General features: G+C 64.4%; 15 protein-coding genes and 4 tRNA genes. 7 read left to right on the top strand and 12 right to left on the bottom strand.

What is annotated here, in order from left to right; translation table 11 throughout:
- Positions 1-83: 83 nt before the first annotated feature.
- The 5 genes from GAU_RS04325 to GAU_RS04305 all read left to right on the top strand — a co-directional run bounded on the left by GAU_RS04325 (position 84) and on the right by GAU_RS04305 (position 5,443).
- Complete coding sequence (locus GAU_RS04325) at positions 84-1,451, top strand: efflux RND transporter periplasmic adaptor subunit (protein WP_083765446.1); 1,368 nt, start codon at positions 84-86, stop codon at positions 1,449-1,451.
- Positions 1,452-1,462: 11 nt separating this feature from the next.
- Positions 1,463-2,221, top strand: a complete 759-nt coding sequence (locus tag GAU_RS04320; RefSeq protein WP_012682333.1) for an ABC transporter ATP-binding protein — start codon at positions 1,463-1,465, stop codon at positions 2,219-2,221.
- Complete coding sequence (locus GAU_RS04315) at positions 2,218-3,432, top strand: ABC transporter permease (RefSeq protein ID WP_012682332.1); 1,215 nt, start codon at positions 2,218-2,220, stop codon at positions 3,430-3,432. Before GAU_RS04320 ends, GAU_RS04315 begins: the two co-directional genes overlap by 4 nt.
- A 23-nt stretch (positions 3,433-3,455) precedes the next feature.
- Positions 3,456-4,841, top strand: a complete 1,386-nt coding sequence (locus GAU_RS04310; protein ID WP_012682331.1) for a TolC family protein — start codon at positions 3,456-3,458, stop codon at positions 4,839-4,841.
- A 68-nt stretch (positions 4,842-4,909) separates the two neighbouring features.
- Complete coding sequence (locus GAU_RS04305) at positions 4,910-5,443, top strand: DUF1003 domain-containing protein (RefSeq protein ID WP_012682330.1); 534 nt, start codon at positions 4,910-4,912, stop codon at positions 5,441-5,443.
- A gap of 39 nt (positions 5,444-5,482) precedes the next feature.
- Here GAU_RS04305 and GAU_RS04300 read toward each other — a convergent pair whose 3' ends face one another.
- The 3 genes from GAU_RS04300 to GAU_RS04290 form a co-directional block, all read right to left on the bottom strand.
- Positions 5,483-6,103: a response regulator transcription factor gene (locus GAU_RS04300; protein WP_012682329.1), complete on the bottom strand. Its 621-nt coding sequence runs from the start codon at positions 6,101-6,103 to the stop codon at positions 5,483-5,485.
- 67 nt (positions 6,104-6,170) lie between these two features.
- Positions 6,171-9,368, bottom strand: a complete 3,198-nt coding sequence (locus GAU_RS04295; protein ID WP_169307586.1) for a sensor histidine kinase — start codon at positions 9,366-9,368, stop codon at positions 6,171-6,173.
- A gap of 107 nt (positions 9,369-9,475) precedes the next feature.
- Positions 9,476-9,548: transfer RNA gene (locus GAU_RS04290), tRNA-Thr, on the bottom strand.
- 169 nt (positions 9,549-9,717) lie between these two features.
- Here GAU_RS04290 and GAU_RS04285 point away from each other — a divergent pair.
- Positions 9,718-12,156 carry a sensor domain-containing diguanylate cyclase gene (locus GAU_RS04285; RefSeq protein ID WP_169307585.1) on the top strand — a complete coding sequence of 813 codons (2,439 nt, stop codon included), beginning with the start codon at positions 9,718-9,720 and terminating at the stop codon, positions 12,154-12,156.
- A 22-nt stretch (positions 12,157-12,178) separates the two neighbouring features.
- On the opposite strand, the gene GAU_RS04280 is transcribed toward GAU_RS04285, so the two are convergent.
- From GAU_RS04280 to GAU_RS04250, 7 genes are all read right to left on the bottom strand, one after another.
- Positions 12,179-14,896: a serine/threonine-protein kinase gene (locus tag GAU_RS04280; RefSeq protein WP_012682326.1), complete on the bottom strand. Its 2,718-nt coding sequence runs from the start codon at positions 14,894-14,896 to the stop codon at positions 12,179-12,181.
- Between the two features lie 23 nt (positions 14,897-14,919).
- Entirely contained in the window at positions 14,920-15,441 is a 522-nt protein-coding gene (locus GAU_RS04275) for an ECF-type sigma factor (protein WP_052574231.1), read from the bottom strand.
- A 212-nt stretch (positions 15,442-15,653) separates the two neighbouring features.
- Positions 15,654-15,726 (bottom strand) — tRNA-Gly (locus GAU_RS04270).
- Positions 15,727-15,775: 49 nt separating this feature from the next.
- Positions 15,776-15,858 (bottom strand) — tRNA-Tyr (locus GAU_RS04265).
- A 34-nt stretch (positions 15,859-15,892) separates the two neighbouring features.
- Positions 15,893-15,965: transfer RNA gene (locus GAU_RS04260), tRNA-Thr, on the bottom strand.
- 94 nt (positions 15,966-16,059) lie between these two features.
- Entirely contained in the window at positions 16,060-17,481 is a 1,422-nt protein-coding gene (gene cysS / locus GAU_RS04255; protein WP_012682324.1) for a cysteine--tRNA ligase, read from the bottom strand.
- 97 nt (positions 17,482-17,578) lie between these two features.
- Complete coding sequence (locus GAU_RS04250; protein ID WP_012682323.1) at positions 17,579-18,202, bottom strand: hypothetical protein; 624 nt, start codon at positions 18,200-18,202, stop codon at positions 17,579-17,581.
- 323 nt (positions 18,203-18,525) lie between these two features.
- Here GAU_RS04250 and GAU_RS22960 point away from each other — a divergent pair, with 323 nt between their 5' ends.
- Entirely contained in the window at positions 18,526-18,807 is a 282-nt protein-coding gene (locus GAU_RS22960) for a four helix bundle protein (protein ID WP_083765442.1), read from the top strand.
- Between the two features lie 116 nt (positions 18,808-18,923).
- Here GAU_RS22960 and GAU_RS04245 read toward each other — a convergent pair whose 3' ends face one another.
- A complete protein-coding gene (locus GAU_RS04245; RefSeq protein ID WP_012682322.1) occupies positions 18,924-19,778 on the bottom strand; it encodes a PspA/IM30 family protein in 855 nt (284 codons plus the stop codon).
- Between the two features lie 3 nt (positions 19,779-19,781).
- Positions 19,782-20,186 carry a YbjN domain-containing protein gene (locus GAU_RS04240; protein WP_012682321.1) on the bottom strand — a complete coding sequence of 135 codons (405 nt, stop codon included), beginning with the start codon at positions 20,184-20,186 and terminating at the stop codon, positions 19,782-19,784.
- Between the last annotated feature and the right edge of the window lie 33 nt (positions 20,187-20,219).

Below are 20,219 nucleotides of genomic sequence, written 5' to 3'. Positions count from 1 at the left end.
GGTGAGTGGACCGCGCCCCACCGCCGTGGTGGAGATGCGCGCGCTGGGCGCCCCCGCCCGTTCCGCCCCTTATCCGAACGACCATGACCAGGTTGATGCAGATCACTGCGGCGACAATCGGTGTTGCCGCACTCGCCGGTGCCGGCATGTGGACCATGTCCAAGCGTGGCGCCGAAGAAACGACTTATCGACTCGCCGCCGTGGAGCAGGGCTCGCTCCGCTCCACCGTATCGGCCTCCGGCACCCTGAACGCGGTGCAGACCGTCGAAGTGGGTACGCAGGTGTCGGGGCAGGTTTCCGAACTGCTGGTCGACTTCAACTCCCGCGTGAAGAAGGGGCAGCTCATCGCGCGCATCGACCCGAGTCTTCTGAAGCAGGCCGTGCAGGACGCCGACGCCGGTGTCGCTCGGGCGAATGCCTCACTGGCGCAAGCCAAGGAGGAATTCGATCGCACGAAGACGCTGCACGACGAAAAGATCGTGACCGAGACGGAGTACAATACGGCGCGCACCACACTCGCCCTGGCACAGACCAGCGTGACCTCGGCGCAAATCGCGCTGGAACGTGCGCGACAGAATCTCGCCTACACGAACATTTATGCGCCGATCGACGGGGTGGTGATCGAGCGGGCGATCAATCTTGGCCAGACAGTCGCCGCCAGTCTTTCGGCGCCGAAGCTGTTCGTGATTGCCAACGATCTGTCGCACATGCAGATCCTCGCCTCGGTCGACGAAACTGATATCGGGTCGATCAAGGAAGGCCAGCAAGCACGTTTCACCGTGCAGTCGTTCCAGGACCGGCAGTTCCGAGGCACCGTGGAGCAGGTGCGTCTGTCGTCGACCACCGCCAACAACGTGGTGAGTTATACGGTGGTCATCGACGTGGCGAATCCGGATGGTGCGCTGCTCCCCGGCATGACGGCGACGGTGCAGTTCGTGACCGGTGAAGCCTCCGACGTGCTGATGGTCGCCAACACGGCGTTGCGTTTCCGTCCTCCGGTGGATCCGGCCGACAGTGCAGCGCGTCGCACCGGTGCGGGTGCCTCGGCGAGCGCTTCGCCGAGTGCATCAGCGAACACCGGTAGTGCCGCAACGGGTGCGCAGGCGAGTACCGCTGCAGGCGCCGCACCGCGAGCGAGTGGTCAGGGTGGGTTTGGTAGTGGCGCCGGAGCGGGTGGAGCCGGTGGTGAAGGACGTCGCGCCGGTGGTCCGCGGTCGGACATGGGCATGGTCTTCACACTCGAAGGGACGAAGCTCGTGCCACATCGTGTGCAGATCGGCATCACCGACGGGACGCGCACCGAGATTCGCGGCGAAGGCATCACGGCGGGCATGCAGGTGGTGATCGGTACGAACGCGGCCGGTGCGACGGGCGCAGCGTCGAGCACGACGGCCAGCCCGTTCCAGCAACAGCAGCAGCGTGGTCGCGGCGGCCCTCCTGGTCCCTTCTGACCGGAGCTGACATGAGCACCTCTACCACTCCCGTCATCGAAGTGCATGGACTCACGCGGACCTATCAAATGGGGTCCACGGAAGTGGCTGCACTCCGGCAAGTGGATCTCACGGTCATGCCCGGCGAGTTCATCGCGGTCATGGGCACGTCGGGATCCGGCAAGTCCACGTTGATGAACATCCTCGGCTGTCTCGATACTCCATCCGCCGGCACGTTCCTGCTCGATGGTGTGCGGGTGGATGGCATGTCGCGCAACGAACGCGCCGACCTCCGCAATCACAAGCTCGGGTTCGTGTTTCAGGGCTTCAACCTGCTCTCGCGGACTTCGGCATTGGACAACGTCGAGTTGCCGCTGTTGTACGATCGCCTGGCACGACACAAGGACACCAAGGCGATGTCGCGTGCGGCACTCGAGCGCGTTGGCCTCGGCACCCGCATGGATCACCACCCGAGTGAGCTCTCGGGCGGCCAGCAGCAACGTGTGGCGATCGCCCGGGCCCTGGTGACCAGTCCCACGCTGCTGCTCGCCGACGAACCCACGGGCAACCTGGACACGCGTACCACACTCGATGTGATGGCGCTGTTTCAACAGCTCAACAACCAGGGGATCACCATCCTGCTGGTGACGCACGAACCGGAAGTCAGCCACTACGCCAAGCGCATCGTGGAGATGCGTGACGGCAAGATCCGAAAGGATCACCCGGTCGAAGACCGTGGTGATGCCGCCATCGACCTGGCCGCCTACGACGCGCAGGAGGTAGTCACATGAAGCTCATGGTCCTGCTCCGTATGGCGATGCAAAGCATCGTCAAGAACAAGATGCGCACCTTTCTCACGATGCTTGGCATCGTGATCGGGGTGGCCGCGGTGATCGTGATGGTGGCGATCGGCGCCGGTGCCCGTGGTCAGATCGAATCACAGATCGCGACACTGGGCACCAACCTCATCGTCGTCACGCCGGGCACGACGCAGGCTGGCGGTTCCAATCAGGGCGCGCAGACGTTCAATCGTCTCACGATCGAAGACGTGGAGAAGTTGCAGCGCGAGGGCACGCTGTTGTCGGCGGTGTCGCCGGTCATCAACACTCGCACGCAGGTGATTGCCACCACCGGCAACTGGCGCACGGAAGTGAACGGTGTGTCGACGGGTTTCTTCCGCATTCGCAACTGGACGGTGGAAAGCGGTGCCGAGTTCACGGAAGAAGACGTGCAGGGCAAGCGGACCGTCGTGATCCTGGGCAAGACCGTAGCCAATGGTCTCTTTCCCGACGGCAACGCAGTGGGTCAGCGTGTGCGCCTGGGACGCACACCGTTCACCGTGATTGGCGTGATGTCGGCGAAAGGTCAAGCGGCCACTGGTACCGATCAGGACGATATCGTGGTCGTGCCGTACAGCACCGCCCAGACGCGCATCAGCAATTTTTTCTTCATCGGTTCCATTCTGGCGATGACCGATGACACGAAGGCGATCCCAGCCGCGATGAACGAGATCCGCGACATCATGCGGGAATCCCACCGTGTCGGCGGGGGCGCCGATGATTTCACGGTGCGCGATCAGTCGGCGCTGGCCACCACGGCGACCAGCACGACCACGGTGATGACGGCGCTGCTGGCTGCGATTGCCTCGATCTCCCTGGTGGTGGGCGGTATCGGCATCATGAACATCATGCTGGTGTCGGTCACCGAACGCACCCGCGAGATCGGCATCCGCATGGCGATCGGTGCCCGCGGTTCCGATGTGCTCACGCAGTTCCTGGTGGAGAGCGTGGTGCTCTGTCTCATGGGCGGCATCGTGGGACTGCTCGCCGGCATTGGTGGTTCGATGATCGTCGGGCGCATCACGGGCTGGCACACGGCCACCTCCATCACGTCGATCATCATCGCCACCGGATTCTCGGCAGCGGTCGGCGTCTTCTTCGGCTACTACCCGGCGCGCAAGGCTGCTGCGCTGGACCCCATTCAGGCGCTGCGCTACGAATGAACGCGCGCGGGAGAACTCATACGATGCTTTCGTTCCGCTGGAGCACCATTCGGCACAGTGCATTGGCGCTGTGCCTCGCGATCCCGGGTTTCGCCTCACGGAGCGCGGCCCAGGGCGCCATCACCATCACGTTCGACGATGCCATCCGCCTGTCGCTCAAGCAGAGCGTCGCCGTTCGGCAGGCCGAGAACACCGTGGCTGCCAGCACCGAGACGGTGCGTCAGCGTTCCTCGGCATTTCTGCCGTCGTTTTCGTTGAGCACCAATACGTCCGAGTCGTACGGATACACGTTCAACCAGAACGAAGGACGCATCGTCGATCAGACGACCACGTCGGTGAACCTGAACGCCAACTCGGCGTTGACCGTGTACGACGGGGGACGCAACATCGCGCAACTGAAGGAAGCGCGTTTGTCGAACAACGCCAACGACGCCGACTTGTCGCGCGCGCGGCAGACGGCGGTGTTCACGGCAGCGTCGGGATTCCTCACCCTCGTCCAGCGCGAGGAGCAGGTGCGTGTGCAACGCGACAACCTCTCCGCGCAGATGGCGCAGGACACCGCCATTCAGCGCATGGTGCGTGCGGGTGCACGACCGATCTCCGACCAGTATCAGCAGCAGGCCACGGTGGCGAGCTCGCAGTACTCGCTCGTGACGGCACAGCGTGATCGCGAACTGGCGCGTGTGGCGCTCATGCGTGCCCTGCAGCTCGACCCGCGCGGCGAATACAACTTCGTGGCGCCAGCGATGGCCGACTCGATGCAGATCCTGCGGTTCAATCTGGACAGTCTCCTGGTGAAGGCCCTGGGATCACGTGCCGATCTCGAAGCACTCGACACCCGCCTCGAAGCCACCGCCTTCACGGTTCGCAACGCTGCGGGCTCACGACTCCCGCAGGTGTCGATGAGCCTGGGCTACGGCACGGCGTTCAATTCGGCGAGTGAACTGTCGTTTGGCAATCAGTTCAACCAGCGGCGCAGTGGCTCCCTGGGACTGGCGCTGAGCGTTCCGATCTTCGATCGACGACAGGCCAGCGTGGCCGCCCAGCAGGCCCGGATCGCGGCAGACAACGCCCGACTCTCGGTGCAGGACCGCCGTCTGGCCATCGGATCGGAAGTGCGCGAAGCCTACCTCAACCACACGGCGGCGGTGGAGCAGTACGACGCGGCGCGTGTGCAGTTGGCCGCAGCGGACCTCGCCGCCAACACACAGGCCCGTCGGTATGCGGTGGGTGCCGGCACGCTGGTGGAAGTGACGGCGGCACGCGCACAGCTCGTGCAGGCGGCCAGTGCTGTCGTGTCAGCCAAGTACGCCCTGGCATTCCAGCAATCGCTCATGTCGTACTATGTGGGTGACATGGTACCGGAAAGCACATCATTGGCCGGGCTGTCGGGCGCGTCGTCGCGCTAGTCAATTTCGGTCAGCGGAGCGGTGTCACACGGACGCCGCTCCCTGCTCCGTCCGCTTTCCCTCCGACGATGCCTGCTGACCCACTGCCTCCCTCCGAGGTGTTGCTCCAGTCGCTGCGCTCCGCCGCCTTTGGTGGCCTGAGCGAAGACGAACGACGCACCCTTGGACGCTTGCTGCTCGATCTCCCGCTCGTGCGCGATACCGAGCATGAATTCCGGACCGAGAGCAGCTTCGGCGATCGCATGGCCGACCGCATCGCGGGTTTTGGTGGCTCATGGCCATTCATCATCACGTTCCTGGTGGTGATGGTGGCCTGGACGCTACTGAACACGGCCATTCTGGGCCCACGGCAGGATGCGTTCGATCCGTACCCGTATGTGTTTCTCAACCTGATGTTGTCGATGCTGGCGGCGCTGCAAGCGCCGGTCATTCTGATGTCGCAGAATCGACAGGCCGAACGGGACCGTCTCGAGACACGCAACGACTATGAAGTCAACCTGAAGGCCGAGCTCGAAATTCGGCTCGTACAGAGCCGACTCGAGGGGCTGCAACAGGAGATGCAGGCATTGCGCGAGAGCTTGCAGCCACCCGCGCCCCGCTGAAGACAGCGGGACGCGGTGGGGTGTCGCGGAGCGCGATGCCTATTTGTCGCCGAGGACTTCGCGGGCGCGCACGAGATCAGCCACCGATTCAGCGTCCATTTTGGTCATCACGCGACCACGGTGCACCTTGACCGTCTTGAGTGCGATGCCGAGTTCTGTGGCGATGCTCTTGTTGGGCAATCCCCGGGCAACACCTTCGAACACTTCGCGTTCACGGGCGGTGAGTCGCTCGATGCGCTGCAGCACGGCGGACAGGAGTTCCTGCTTGGTGGCGTGAGCGTCGCATCGGGCGACCGCGCGCTTCACGGCATCGAGCAGCGCACTCGGATCAGCGGGCTTTTCGAGGAAGTCCACCGCCCCGCTCCGCATGGCCTGTACACTGGCCGGCACGGTGCCAAAGGCTGTCACGAAAACGAGGGGGACAAACACGCCGCGCCCCTCGAGTGATTTCTGCAGATCGAGCCCCGTCACCCCGGGCATGCGCAGGTCGGTGACGATGCAGGAATACGCTCGGTTCTCGGCCCCCTCCAGAAAACTGCTGGCCGAATCGTACTCATGTACGTGATAGCCCTCGAGCTGCAACAGCCGCACGAGTGAAATGCGCGCCGCGGCATCATCATCCACCACAGCAACGGTGGTAATGACCGACGGTGTTCCCATCCCGCTGTGCGCGGGGTCTGCGGTATTCCGCACGTTCTCTTCCATCACCTCACTCCGGATAGCGTCGTTACTGCAACGTCTCTTCCCGAAATGCCGACGCCACGATTTGTGGCGGCACAAGCGAATCAGAGTGTTCCGAAGGATTCGGCACGGACGGGATCCAGAAGGATACGACGGCGCCGCCGCCGGGGAAGCACCCCAGCGCGATATGTCCGCCATGAGCATCCACCACCCGTCGGGCGATGGCCAGTCCCAGCCCCATACCCGTGGCCCGCGATGTCACGAACGGCTCGAAGGCCAAGCGGCGTACGTCGCGGGTGAATCCACGTCCGTTGTCGAGGACGGTGATCCGGATACCCCGGGCGACGGGGCGCGCACGGATCAACACCCGCCCGCCCTGCACACGCCGCACAGCCTCGAGTGCGTTTTGTAACAGGTTCACGATCACCTGCTGCAAAAGAACCCGTTCCACTGTGATAGTGGGCGTGCGTGCGCCGATGCGAATCTCCAGCGGCACGTGTGCGGCGCTGTACTCCTGGCGAAGCAGGAGGGCCGCACTTTCCATGAGCTCCCGCACCGACATCGTTTCGCGTTCCCCTTTCTCGCGGCGCAGGAATCGCCGGAACTCGCGCACGATTTCCGAGGCCCGGTGCCCCTGGGCCACCACATCCCGGAGGACGTCGTCGAGTGCGCGGCGGTCGACATGCCGGCCATCGCGCCCCCGTTCGATCATGCGGCGGGCCACCTCGGCATTGTTCACGATCGCCGCCAACGGCTGTCCGAGTTCGTGCGACAGGGACGCCGTCAATTCGCCGGCCACGCCGAGGCGGCCGACCTGGGCCAGCTCACGTTCATGGCGCGCCGCTTCTTCCGCTGCGTCCCGCCGGGCGTTGAGGCTGATCTCCCGGGCCCGGGCCACGGCCTGCAGGGCATTGATGCGTTGACGATAGAACAGCGCCGCCAGGCCAATGACGGTGAGGACCAGCAGCACCCGGAGCGACTGGCGTTCCATCAGCATGGGCTCCACTTCGAACCGGATGGCGTCGGCCACTTGCCACTGCCCACCCGGAATACGGGATTCGAGGTGCAGCGTGTAGACCCCCGGCGATTCTGTCACCAGGCGCATTTCCCGACTATTGCCAGCGGAGACCCATTCGGTGTCACGTCCATCCAGCCAATACCGAAACTGGACTTCGTCCGCGAAACGAAACGTGGGCGCGCTGAAATTGAGCAGTACGATGCGTTCGTCGGGAGCGAGGCGCACGACCCCTTCCTCCACCACGCGCCGTCCCCGGGATGTGCGGACTTCGTCGACCTGCACGGTGGACGATGCCGACGTCGACAGAATCTGTCGTTCCTGGAGAGACACCAGCCCGGATACCGAGGCAAAACCCAGCACATCCTGTGCGATGATGCCGGCGGCCGGATAGCCGGAGTTGCCTTCCGGCACGCCGTCACCATCACTCAGCAGCCGGACATCGGGAATGTCGATGCTATCGAGTATCCAGCGCCGCAACGACTCGCGGGACACTACGCTGATGCCACGATTGCCCGGCATCCACAGGCGTCCTCTCGGGTCACTGAGGATGGCCGAGATGGTTTCATCGACCAGAGGCACCGGACGCGCCCGCCGGCCCGTGGCGAGATACCACATCCCGCTGCCGTACGTGCCGATCCAGACACCGCGCCCCGGCTCCACCAGCAAGGCACGCGGTACGGCCTTCGGCACACCGGCCGTTTCGTCCGAGCTCTCCAGCACCTGTCCCCGCCAGCGTGTGACGCGGCCCAGTTGCCCCACCCAGATTGTGCCGTCTTCGTCGCGAGTCATCGACTCGATGGCGACGTTGGTGACCTGATCCCATGGCGCGATCATGCGCAGGGAATCATCGGGGGTGATACCGGCAATGCGACCGTCGGACAGGCCGAACATCACCGTGTCGCCAGCGAGCAGAATGGGCCGCGCCAGACTCGGATTGTAGCCCCACTGAGGCAGCGACCATTCGCGCTCACGGCCCGACGCATCACGGCGCTTCATGAAGCCATCATTGCCAAACCACAGGGCACCGCGGCGGTCCAGCAACATGCTGCGTACGCACACGTTCTTGTTCGGGCGGGCGATCGAATCCAGGGCCCGTCCTTGCTGATCGATGAGATAGACATCGGTGCAACTGCCAGTGACCCAGATCCGCCCCCCGCCTGCCGGCATCATGGACGAGACTTCCGGATGGCGCGGACCGGCCGGATTCTCGACCACGCGCACCACGCTCTCCCGCATGGTGAACAGCCCCTGCAAGGTGCCGCCCACCAGCACATCGTCCGGCGTGAGCAACAGCGAGTAAATGTCGCTATTGGTGGTCAGGACCAGTTCGGGGCGGGAGAGGACCGCTTCTCCCGCGCCGGAGCGAAACCGGTACAGGCGACCGTCCGCCGCCACCCAGATCATGCCGCGCCCGTCCGAGATGATCGAGCGCACCCTGCCCTCGATGCCGGGAATACGGCGCAGGGCTCCATCGGTGAACAGGTACAGGCCGTTGGGCTGTCCAAGCCACAGATGACCGTACCGATCGGCGTGAAGCCCGAAGTCATGCCCGTCCAGGATCTTGTGCCGGGTAGGTGCGAGGATTTCCGACCCCGCGTCCGTCGCCCGAATGAGCCCCTCCGGCCCGGCGTAGAGCATCGCCCCTTCGCGATCAATGACCATCGCGGAATAGGCCAGGTGGGGCATCGAGCCCGGGCGCCATCGTCCATCCCGATAGGCGTAGACGTGTCCGCTGCTCCGCAGCCAGGTGGTCCCAGTCCCATCGATGGCGAGCGCGTCGACGCCCCGCAGCAGGGGCCGGTTCTGAGAACTGAGCGTGTCGAGCAGGCGTCCGCCCTGCAGGCGCCCGACGGTACCCAAGGGGGTGCCGACATACAGGAGGCCGTCCGGCGCCGTCAGCAGGGCCGTCACCGAGTTGGTGACCAACAGGGGGACATCGGCCACAGCATAGCGGGTGATGGTCTGGCCATCAAAGCGGAACAGGCCACCAAAGGTGGCGCCCCAGACGTACCCATCGGCATCGATGGCCAGCTCCGTGACCGAACCCTGCGGCAGCCCCTGTTCGACGCCCCACGCCCGGGCGCTAACCCGGGCGTCGACGGGATCGATACGCAGGCGGTTGGCACGGGCTTGCGCCTCCACCGGGGCGGGATGCCCAAACAGGATCGCGGCCGACAGGGCGGCGATCAGAACAGCGCGTACTGGGCGGAACCAGCCGGATATCACCACGAGGGTCCGGAGCGGCCGGGGAGGGTGGACGCGTACCGACAAGAACAAACCCCACCGTCCTGAGAAAGACGATGGGGCTGACACAGCCAAAGCCAATAACCAAGAGCTCACGACCGGGATCGAACCGGTGACCTCATCCTTACCAAGGATGTGCTCTGCCGACTGAGCTACGTGAGCAGTACAGCAGACACCCAAGGTATTGGATTGGCAGGGCTTGGACAAGGCACCCGGGGCGTGACGGTGCCGGCCGATGGCGCGTCCCGTATCGAAGGCCGTCAGACCTGACTCGGCCGACCTGCATGGACCGACGGTGGTCCGGCGCCCGCATTCCCGAGCTTCCGCGCGCGTGCCCACCAGCACCAGCCCTTTTCGTCAATTCACCCGCCTCGCGGCCGCCTGCATGGTCGCGTTCCTGGTCCTCTGTGGTGTGGAGTGGCTGTGGGTGCGCGCGGTGACCAAGCAGATCACGGCGGTGCCGGCGCGCACGGCGCTGATCGCGCGTGATCGCATGCTCTCGCAGCGGTTCATCTTCGGCACCATCGCCTCGATGCAGGCCCCGTCGAGCCAGGCACGCGCCCCATGGTTCGCCGAACGGGAGTGGACCCGCACGGCTATCGAACGGTCGCTCGCAGAACTGCACGAAATCTCACGTCGCGCCACGGATGGCTCGCTGACGGTACGACCAGCGCTGATCGCGGATCTGTCCCGCATGGACAGCGCGGCGCACGCCCTGCTCCGCACAGGGGACGCGCTGATCACCGAACGCCTCGACGGCACCCGCGGCCAGTTGAGCGAGTCGGAAATCGCGGCCCTGGTGCTGCAACTCAATGAATTCATCGCCCTCGTCGATGCGATCGTCGCCAACGAAGTGCAATGGACCGAGCAGCGCACACACGCCCTGCAGCGCGACCAGGGCATCGTGTTCGGCGGTATCATCGTCGTGGTGCTGCTGCTCGTCTTGATCGTGTTGCGCCCGGCCGCCATGCGCATGGGCGCGATGGCCAAGTCCATTGCGGAGTCCAATCGCCGGCTCGCCGAACAGGCCGCCGCGCTCGAAGACGCGGCACACGAACTCGAGGCGCAGAACCACGAGTTGCAGGCGCAGCAACGCACCATGGAAGAGCATCGCCAGTTGCTCGAATCCGTACAGGTGGCCTTGGGGGCCAACGAGGAACGTTATCGCGCCATTTTCGCCACCATGGCGGAAGGACTCGTCTTGCGCGATGACCACGGACGGCTACAAGCCTGGAATCCCAGCGCGGCACGCATCGCGGGCATCTCGGAGGCCGACTTCGCACGGATCGTCGGCACGGGCAAGGTCTTCGACGTGCTCGATGAAAGCGGTGAGTCCGTGCAGGAAGATCAGCATCCGTTCAACGAGGTCCTTCGCACGGGCGTCGCCCAGACGGGCCGCGTCCTGACGGTGCGCCGTCAGGACGGAACGATGCGTTGGTTGCGTATCAATCTGCGTCTGGTGCAAAGCGACCAGTTCGGACTGCAGGGGCGCCGAGCGGTCGTGGGGTCCTTTGTCGATATCACCGACGAGCGCGCCACGGCAGAACGCCTGCGCTCGTTCTCCGTGGTCCTGGAGCAGACCGACCAGCCGATCGCCATGACCGATGCCCAGTTGCGATTCACCTGGGTGAACCGATCCTGGAGCGAAGCCACCGGGTATTCTCTCGAAGAGGCCATCGGCAAGCGTCCCGGTGAGTTGCTGCATGGCACCCATACGGCGGCGGACACCGTCGAGCGTATGCGTGCCGCGGCGCGACAGGGAGAGCCGTTCGCCGGCGAGGTACTCAACTATCGCCGCGATGGCACACCGTTCTGGATGGAGGTGCACACCACGCCACTGCGGAATGAACATGGTGAGGTGACATCGTGGATTTCGGTGGAGCGCGATATCACGAGTCGGAAAGGCGAAGAACGCGAGCGCCAGCAGCTCGCGGCGGCGTTGGCCGTGACCACCGACGGCATCGGCATCGTCAGTGTGGGCGGAGGGCTGGAATTTGTGAATCACGCTTATGCACGCGTGCATCGCGATCGTCCCCGCAACCTGATCGGCCGTCCATGGACATCACGATTCCCGGACGATGAAGCGATGCGTATCGAGCGCGACATCATTCCACTCGTGACGCGACTGGGTGCCTGGAGTGGCGAAGTCATTGGGTTGCGCGCCAACGGCGAAGCCTTCCCGCAGGAACTCTCCATCACGCTGTTGCCGACGGGTGGTCTGGTGTGCGTGATGCGGGACGCGACCGATCGCAAGAGTGCCGAAGAGATGCTGCGTACACAGGCGATGAATGACGAACTCACGGGCCTGTTCAATCGCCGCGGGTTTTTTGCCATGGCCAATTCCCGACTCGACGACGCGCGGCGGCGGAATGCGCCCGCCTTGATGCTCTACGGAGACGCCGATCGATTCAAGCAGGTGAACGACACCTATGGGCACGAAGTGGGCGACCGGGTGCTACAAACGATCGCCTCGGTGCTGCGAACGTGCTTCCGTTCCGGTGACATCGTCGCACGACTGGGGGGCGATGAATTCGTCGCCATGCTGGTGGACACCCCGGCGGAATCGATCGAGGCCCTGCGCGAGAAGATCGACGCCGCGCTGGAGGACGTGAACGCGTTGGGGGTATGTCCCTGCCCGATCGGCATGAGCTTCGGCTATGCGGCCTACCATCCCGGCACACCGTCGACACTCGACGAGCTGCTGCGTAGCGCCGATGAAACCTTGTACGAGGAAAAGCGCGTGCGTCGCGCGGCCCGCGCCACGCCCTGAAATCGGCGGACGGAACGCTCTGCTACGGCTTGGGCGGGTCGTATTGCTCGGCTTCGCGACGGTATCTCGTGGCCGTGTCCTGCTGGCCCAGTGCCTCATAGGCGATCGCCAGATCGCGGCGCGCGGCCTGCAAGAAACTGACACCGGGAGCGGCATTCGTTTTCACGATCTCGTAGCCGGCCTCTGATTCGGTGATGCCTTCGCGCCAGCGCTGCTGACGAATGAGAGCCCGCCCCAGCTTGATGCGGGCAATGCCGGTATTGAGATGCCCTGCGCCCTGCGCCGCGGCGAATCGCTGAACCACCTCACGATACCAGCGTTCGGCCGCCGGAAGATCTTTGCGCTCCATTGCCACGGTACCACGATTGGACAGTGCAACCGCCACCGTGAAATGCGCATCACCATTGCTTGCCGAATACACCTCGGCCATTCGCGCGAAGTACGCATCGGCGCGGTCGAGCTGCTGGCGACGGATGGCGACGTTGCCGAGTTCGTTGAGGATACTCGCCACCCCTGGGTGATTCGCGCCGACACTCGCTTGTTGCACACGCAGGGCCTGCTCCAATGCCACGGTGGCTTCTTCGAGCCGGTTCTGGAACACCAGCGCACGACCCAACATCGTCCGCGTGGAAGCCACCTGCACATGTTCGGTGCCGAAGTAGCGTTCCGCGATCACCAGCGCATCACGAAACCATCGTTCCGCTTCGCCATACCGTCCACGCTCGAACTCCGTGGCACCGATGTTCACCATCGTACTCGCCACGCGCGGATGGAACGCTCCCGCATGCCGTTGCACCCGCGTCAGCACATCACGATTGAGTGTATCGGCGCGATCGTATGCACCGGTGTAGAACGCCACATCCGCCAGGTCACCGAGAATATCGGCCGTGAGCATCGGATCCGGTGACTGCGGTGGCACCAGACGCAACGCCAGATCGAGCGTCGTACGCGCGGAATCATATTGCCCTTGCAGCACCTGCCGACGACCGCGCAGATCGAACAACTGCGCATCGAGCGTCGCCGCAGACCGCTCACGATCGGCGTCCCGACGCCAGGCGAGCGGCGTGGGCTTGTCCAATGCATGCTTCACCAGCCTTTGCGCGGCATCCAGCAGTGAGTCCGCCGCCGGATACTGTGCCTGCTCGAGACGGACGTCGGCTCGAGCCAACAGTGCCCCCGCCACGGCGAGAGTATCCCCCGCACGCTGCAGGGCACCGATTCCCGCGAGCATCAGTGAATCGGCCCGATCATACCGCCCGAGAGCCCGTTGAATACGTCCGAGCGCCACGAGCAGATCCCCCTGCACCAACGGGTCCTGTTCGAGCATCGACGCCTGACGCTCGCCGCGTTCGATCACGGTGGTGATGCGCAGACTGTCCGGTGGAGCACCGTGTTCGTTGCCACTGAAGATCGCGAGCAGGAATCGCTGCAACTCGGCGCGACGATGCAGCTCCGCGCGGGCATCGTCTCGCGCGCCGGCAATCTGCCGCACCGAAGCACCACCAATGCCGGCGATCGTCAGAGCCAGTACGGCGCCAAGGGCGACGGCGCGTGTGTGTCGACGCAGGAAACGTGCGGTGCGATAGGGCAGACTATCCGGGTGTGCCTCCAGTGGCTCGCTGCGCCGCAGATGCTGGAGGTCCCGTCGCAGGGCATCCACGGTGCGGTAGCGCCGGTTGGCGTCCTTGTGCATCGCCGTGCTGCACAACAGGTCGATATCGGTCCATTGCGGACGTCGCACGCCATGCATCCATGCGGCGGCTTCGCGCTGCGCAACCACGGAGACACGCTCCGGCTCACGATCGACAATCTCGGTGAGGGCTTCGCCGGGCGTCGAACGCGACAGGTCAAAGGGCAGGCGTCCCGCCAGCAGTTGATACAGCATCACACCGAGCGCATACACATCGGTGTAGACGCCTACCGCATCCCCACGCACCTGTTCGGGTGCCGCATAGGCCGGCGTCAGGAGACGCAACTGCGATCGTGTGGCGGTCGAGGCGCCACCCGTGTTCGTAACGGTGGCCCCGGCATCCGCCGTCGCGGGGTCGTCGGCCGCGGCGAGCTGTTTGGCGATACCGAAGTCGAGCAGCTTCACGTCACCCGTTTCGGTGACGAGTACGTTGGACGGCTTGAGGTCCCGATGCACGATGGCGTGTTCGTGCGCGTGTTGCACGGCATCACACACCCGTTCGATCAGAGCGAGGCGGTCCTCGAGTCCGAGCGCGCGCGTCGCACAATATTCGTCGAGGGGAACACCGGACACGTGCTCCATGGCGAACCATGGCGTCCCGTCATCGAGCGTGCCGGCGTCATACAACTGCGCGACACCGGGGTGTGTGAGTTGTGCCAGCGCATGACGTTCCGCGATGAAACGCGCACGTCGCGCCGGAGACAGTGCTCCGTCACGGAGAATCTTCACCGCCACGGGACGCGACAGGTCTTCGCGTTCCGCGCGATACACCACGCCCATGCCGCCTTCGCCGAGCAGGGCACTCAATCGATACGGACCCACGGCACGTCCGATATACGCGGCAGCGTTGTCGATCAGCCGAGCAGCGACGTGTTCGAGCGGGTGATCAATGAGACCGGCTGGTCCACGATCGGCCTGCAGTAACTGCACGACCTCCTCACGCAGCGCGGCATCGTCGGTGAGTTGCTGCAGGCGACTGCGCTGGGCTTCGGCCGGCAAGTCCACCACGGCGTCGAACAGTTCCTGCACCACGGCCCAGCGAGCGGACATGCCGTCGGGGCGCTCCGAGCCGTTCACCGGGACGCCTGGAGTTCGCGGGCCAGCCAGGCTCTCGCGAGTCGCCAATCCCGTAGTGCAGTGGATTCGCTGATGCCGAGCAGCTCGGCCGCGGCCTGTACGTCGAGACCACCGAAATAGCGGCTTTCCACCAACTGCGCCTGTCGTGGAGACAGGAGGGCGAGACGATCGAGGGCTTCGTGGAGCGCAATCACGTCGTCACTCTCGTCGGCACGTGGCACCTGTTGGTCGAGGGTGACATGCACCACCTCGCGCCCACCGCGCTTGGTGGCCTGCCGTCGACGGGCCGCTTCGACGAGGACCTGTCGCATGGCGCGCGCCGCGATGCGCTTGAAATGCAGTGGCGACGTGTTGGCCGCCGCCGGTGTGGCCGAGAGCTTGAGCCACGCCTCGTTGACGAGCGTGGTGGGTGACAGGGATACGCCGGGCTCGCCCCGCCACACACGCTGTGCGAGGCGGTGCAGCTCTTCGTAGGCGAGACTGAAGAGTGCATCGAGGGCGGCCTGATCCGCAGACACCCGAGAAATGTGGGTACCGGGGTGGGCGGCAGCAATCGGCGAATGTACGGCATGGATGCGCGCAGAGGTCTCGGCGGACACCGGCACAGGAGCTGGCGTCCTCCGGCATTGCGCAGCAACGGCCGGAAAACCGTCACCTCTTCGAGACTCAAGGGCCGAAACGCAAAACGCCGACCAGATGGTCGGCGTTTTGTGTACTGCGTGTATGACAGAGCGGGAGACGGGGCTCGAACCCGCGACATCAAGCTTGGAAGGCTTGCGCTCTACCAGCTGAGCTACTCCCGCAAGGCTGGCCTACAACTTCGGGCCCGGGAGCCCGTCCTGCAACTACGAGTGGTGGGGGAAGGATTCGAACCTTCGAAGGCTTGCGCCGTCAGATTTACAGTCTGATCTCGTTGGCCACTTGAGTACCCCACCAAGTCCGCCGGCATCTGCACCGGTCGGGGGCAAAAGCTGACGAGGGGGCTCGAACCCCTGACCTGCTGATTACAAATCAGCTGCTCTACCAACTGAGCTACGCCAGCGAAGGACCCGAACTCCCGGAGTCCCCAACGATAATCGGGGTGTTCCCCTTTTGGTAGGTGGTGCCGAGGCTCATTGCCACGGCACCGACCCACCTCAGCCCCGGCGCCAGCGGGTACCGGCTGGTCCATCCTCGATGAGGATGTTCCGTTCGGTCAGTTCGACCCGAATAGCGTCGGCGGCCGCAAAATCCCGCCGCTCCCGGGCCGCCCGGCGGGCTGCGAGGCGTTCTTCCACCCAATCGGCCAACTCCCCGTCGGTCAACTGCTCCGGCACCAGGTCCAGCACACTGTCCATCAGCCGGAACGCCGTCCTCGCGCGCTCCAGAGCCGCCGTGTCACCTACCGCCGGTTCGGCCACCGCGATATCGAGCTCCCGGTTGGCGTCGGAAATGAACGTGAACAATGCGGCCAGCGCTTCCGGCGCATTGAGGTCTTCGAACAGCGCGGCGTAAAACTCCTGTTCGGCACGTTCCGCGACCACCACCAACGCCGGTGTGCCGTGCGTGGCCTCTCCGAGTCGCCGAGCAAACGCGCCGATGCGATTGACCGCCGCGCGTGACTGCTCGAGCGAATCCTCGGTGAGGTTGAGCTGCTTGCGGTAGTGCGCGTTGAAGACAAAGTGGCGATACACCGTGCCGCTGATGCCTTGCTCCCGCAACTCCACCACATTGGCCACGTTGCCGATGCGCTTGGCCATCTTGGCACCGTCGGTGAGCAGGAACTCACCATGGCACCAGCACCGGGCGAACTGCTTGCCGGTGGCGGCCTCACTCTGCGCGATTTCGTCTTCGTGGTGCGGGAAGATGAGATCGATACCGCCGGCATGCAGGTCGAAGGTTTCGCCGAGGTACTTCATGGCCATGGCCGAGCACTCGAGGTGCCAGCCCGGACGTCCGCGTCCCCAGGGAGAATCCCATGCGGCCCCGGTGGCTTCGTCTTCCGGCTTGGCACTCTTCCAGAGCGCAAAGTCCTGGGCGTTTTCCTTCGCGTACTCGTCCTGCGCCACACGGGCCCCGCTCTTCAGCTCGCGCTTGTCGAGCTGAGAGAGCTTGCCGTAGTCGGCGAACCGATCGATGGCGAAATACACGGAACCATCTTCGGCCGTGTAGGCCACACCATTCGCCACAAGCCGCTCCACGAGTTCGATCATCTCGGGGACGTGCTCGGTGGCCTTGGGATAGCGCTCGGCGTCTTCGATGCGCAGGTAACGACGATCCTGATGGAACAGCGCCGTGAACGGCTCCGTGACCTGCAGGATGTCCTGCCCTGTGGCTGCGGCCTTCCGGATGATCTTGTCGTCGACATCCGTCAGGTTCATCACCTGCTCCACCTGCCAGCCGGCCAGCCGGATGACACGACGCAGCAGATCCTCGAAGAGGAACGTGCGAAAATTGCCGAGGTGCGCGGGGTTATAGACCGTCGGTCCACACGTGTACATACGCACCGTTTGACCATCGACGGGCGCGAACGGCTCCACGCGGCGCGTGAGCGTGTTGTACAGGCGGAACTCGGGCATGGCGGCAGCACGTGAGGACACAAAGCGCCCTCGGCCCGGTTTGCGCGGGTGAGGGTGGGAACCTTGGCAATCTAGCGCACTTGGACGCAGGCGTGGACTAAGGGAGCAGACGGCCATCGCGAAACCGGAATTCACGCACGGAGGGGGACGCGCGCGGTGGTGCGGGGGGACGGTGATCCGATCCCCAGAGCGGTCTGGCACTGCGAGGCAGCGAGGACGCCACCAGTACCACCGCGTTGCCTTGCCGAGATTCCGCACGTGCCCAGCGCTCCCACTGGCGACCTTCGAAGGACGACAGCACGCCCTCACGCGACGCGCGGAGCAGGTGCACCACGGGTGCAAGTGGTACGGCCGGCTCCGCGACGGCGCGTGGCGGTGAGGCGCGTTCGGGCCCGTCTGCCGCCGCTGCCGCGTGCCACCCGGCGAGGATCCAGGGAATCACATCGACCCGAACCGCAGCGCGTCGAACACGCAGACCATGCGCAGCCAGGCGCTCGCCGGTCCAGTGTGCGGGCGCGAAGGTGGCCGGGTGACCGGCAAGAGCTGCCAGCAACACCTGGGCACCGGCGGGGTCGTGGTGCCGAATGACCGCACAATCACCACGATGGATGGCCAGGGTCAGCGCATCGAGGAAACGGACCGAGGCGAGACAGTCCGGTGGAAGGCCGGCATGCCAGACGGCGGTTGCGTTGACGAGGGAGAGGAGAGGGTTTTGGGGCACGGACGACTATGCAGCAAGTCGACCGGGGGAGTGTCATCAAGAATGCGCGGGGGGTGTTATGGGAACGCGGGTGGGGAGTTGGGAACTGCGGGCATTGGTCTTAGGGGGCTTGGTGATAGGTGATAGGACGTAGGTGGTAGGGTGGACTGGCTTCTGCGTTCCAATCGGTGAGACAGCAGCATTTTGGTGAGACATCTGGTATCAGCATACGCCACTGTACCCCCATGCAAGACTTCACAAAGCTCAGGGTATGGCATGCGGCACATGGTCTCGCGGTCGAGACGGAACGTGTGTGTGGCAAAGCCGCATGAGGCAGGGCCACGCTGATCCTTCAACTGCGGCGTGCGTCCGCATCGATCGCCGCCAACATCGCTGAAGGCTCCGGCCAGCCCTCGCGCGCGCAATTCGCCCGATTCCTCGGCATTGCCATCGGTTCCGCCAATGAAGTCACCAATCACGTATTGCTCGCCCGCGACACCCGTGCACTGCCACACGCAGAATGCGACGATCTTCTCGAACGCTGCAACAGCACCCGCCGCCAACTAATCGCCCTGCACAATCGCCTCAGTCCACCCCTCACCACACCAGAACCAGCCGCCCCCTAACACCTACCACCTACAGCCTAGTACCTCGCCCCCTAAAACCCCGCGCCCTCAAAGGAATGCGCCGAAGCATCGGCACAATCCCGACGCTTCGGCGCAAGCCACAACCCACCCGTTGTTCAGGAGCGAGGATTGATATCGCGTAGCTGCTCAATCTCTGCGATAAGCTCCGCTTCCCCGGTCTTCTTGTCTTCAGTCTTGCCAGCCGTTAGCTGCGCCGCCGGTTCAGCCGGCTTGGCCGCTTCCGGTGCCCCAGCCGCAAGCTGACGCGCCGACGTCGGCGCCCCTGCCGACAGTGCGCCCATGCGCTGCTTGAGCAGTTGCAACTGCATATCGGCACTCGCTCCACCCGTCGCGCGCTCGAGCTGCTTGAACTCGCCGGCCAGACGATCGCCGCTGAACTCTTCGTCGATCTCCTGGGCCGCCTGCAACTGCCGTTCGTTCGTCGTGATCTTCTCTTCCATGCGAGCGAACGCATCGAACGCTGAGTTGTTCGACAACCCAGACATCGTCTGCGAAATGCGCGCCTGGGCTTCGGCACGACGCTGACGGGCCAGCAGCAAGTTTTTCTTGCGCTTGGCTTCTTCGATCTTGTCGTTCAGGTCACGGAGCGACTGCTTGAGCTTCTCCGTCTCCATCTTGTGCGCTTCCCACGTCGTGGCGAGCGCCTGTCCGTGTTCGAGATGTTCCTGCCCGCGCATGAGCGCCTGCTTGGCCAGATCATCACGCCCTTCCTGCACGGCGAGCATCGCGCGCTTTTCCCAATCATCGGCGAGCTTGAACTCGGCGTCCGCCTGATCCTTGAGGCGCTTTTCGTCAGCGATCGCGGCGGCCACCTGCTGCTTGGCCTTGGCGAGCTGGTCGCGCATGTCCACGATGATCTGATTCAGCATCTTCTCGGGATTTTCCGCCGAGGAGATGAGGTCGTTGAGATTCGACTTGATGACAGTCGAAAGACGATCGAAGATACCCATGGATCAGCGAGCCTCGCGGAAGGCGGCCAGCTCACGCATATGCGTGGTGAGCGAGAGTGTCATGCTTTCGAACGATGCGAGAAACTCCTCGAAATCGAGATGGGCGAGTTCGAGAGCCTCTGTGAGGACCACGGCATCTCCTTCGATACCATAGGCCCCATGCAGCAGGTCCGACGCATTCAGTTCGAGCAGACGCCGGTTGAGCGCTGCTGCATCCGTCGCGTCAGCAGGCAATGCCATCACCTTCACGCGCATCACCACCACCGGCGGATTGTGCGTTACGACCACCACAAAATCGAGCGCGCCGCCTGGCGTGACGGCCCAAAGGCCCGGTTCGACTTCCTCGTGGGTTGCGCCATCGGCGCTCAAGCGATCGAGGAAGGCCTCGATGTCTTCACGCGTGACCATAAATGCGGTTCCTGTAGGTTCGGATGCTCTGCC

The sequence above is a fragment of the Gemmatimonas aurantiaca T-27 genome (assembly GCF_000010305.1).
In the GTDB taxonomy this organism is placed as follows: domain Bacteria; phylum Gemmatimonadota; class Gemmatimonadetes; order Gemmatimonadales; family Gemmatimonadaceae; genus Gemmatimonas; species Gemmatimonas aurantiaca.
The sequence above is the reverse complement of the archived record's forward strand: the minus strand, read 5'-3'. Positions and strand labels throughout refer to the sequence as shown.

Coding starts and splice junctions, on each gene's coding strand:
- GAU_RS04325 (WP_083765446.1), top strand. CDS start 84: ATGACCAGGTTGATGCAGATCACTGCGGCGACAATCGGTGTTGCCGCA.
- GAU_RS04320 (WP_012682333.1), top strand. CDS start 1,463: ATGAGCACCTCTACCACTCCCGTCATCGAAGTGCATGGACTCACGCGG.
- GAU_RS04315 (WP_012682332.1), top strand. CDS start 2,218: ATGAAGCTCATGGTCCTGCTCCGTATGGCGATGCAAAGCATCGTCAAG.
- GAU_RS04310 (WP_012682331.1), top strand. CDS start 3,456: ATGCTTTCGTTCCGCTGGAGCACCATTCGGCACAGTGCATTGGCGCTG.
- GAU_RS04305 (WP_012682330.1), top strand. CDS start 4,910: ATGCCTGCTGACCCACTGCCTCCCTCCGAGGTGTTGCTCCAGTCGCTG.
- GAU_RS04300 (WP_012682329.1), bottom strand. CDS start 6,103: ATGGGAACACCGTCGGTCATTACCACCGTTGCTGTGGTGGATGATGAT.
- GAU_RS04280 (WP_012682326.1), bottom strand. CDS start 14,896: ATGTCCGCTCGCTGGGCCGTGGTGCAGGAACTGTTCGACGCCGTGGTG.
- cysS (WP_012682324.1), bottom strand. CDS start 17,481: ATGCCCGAGTTCCGCCTGTACAACACGCTCACGCGCCGCGTGGAGCCG.
- GAU_RS04245 (WP_012682322.1), bottom strand. CDS start 19,778: ATGGGTATCTTCGATCGTCTTTCGACTGTCATCAAGTCGAATCTCAAC.
- GAU_RS04240 (WP_012682321.1), bottom strand. CDS start 20,186: ATGGTCACGCGTGAAGACATCGAGGCCTTCCTCGATCGCTTGAGCGCC.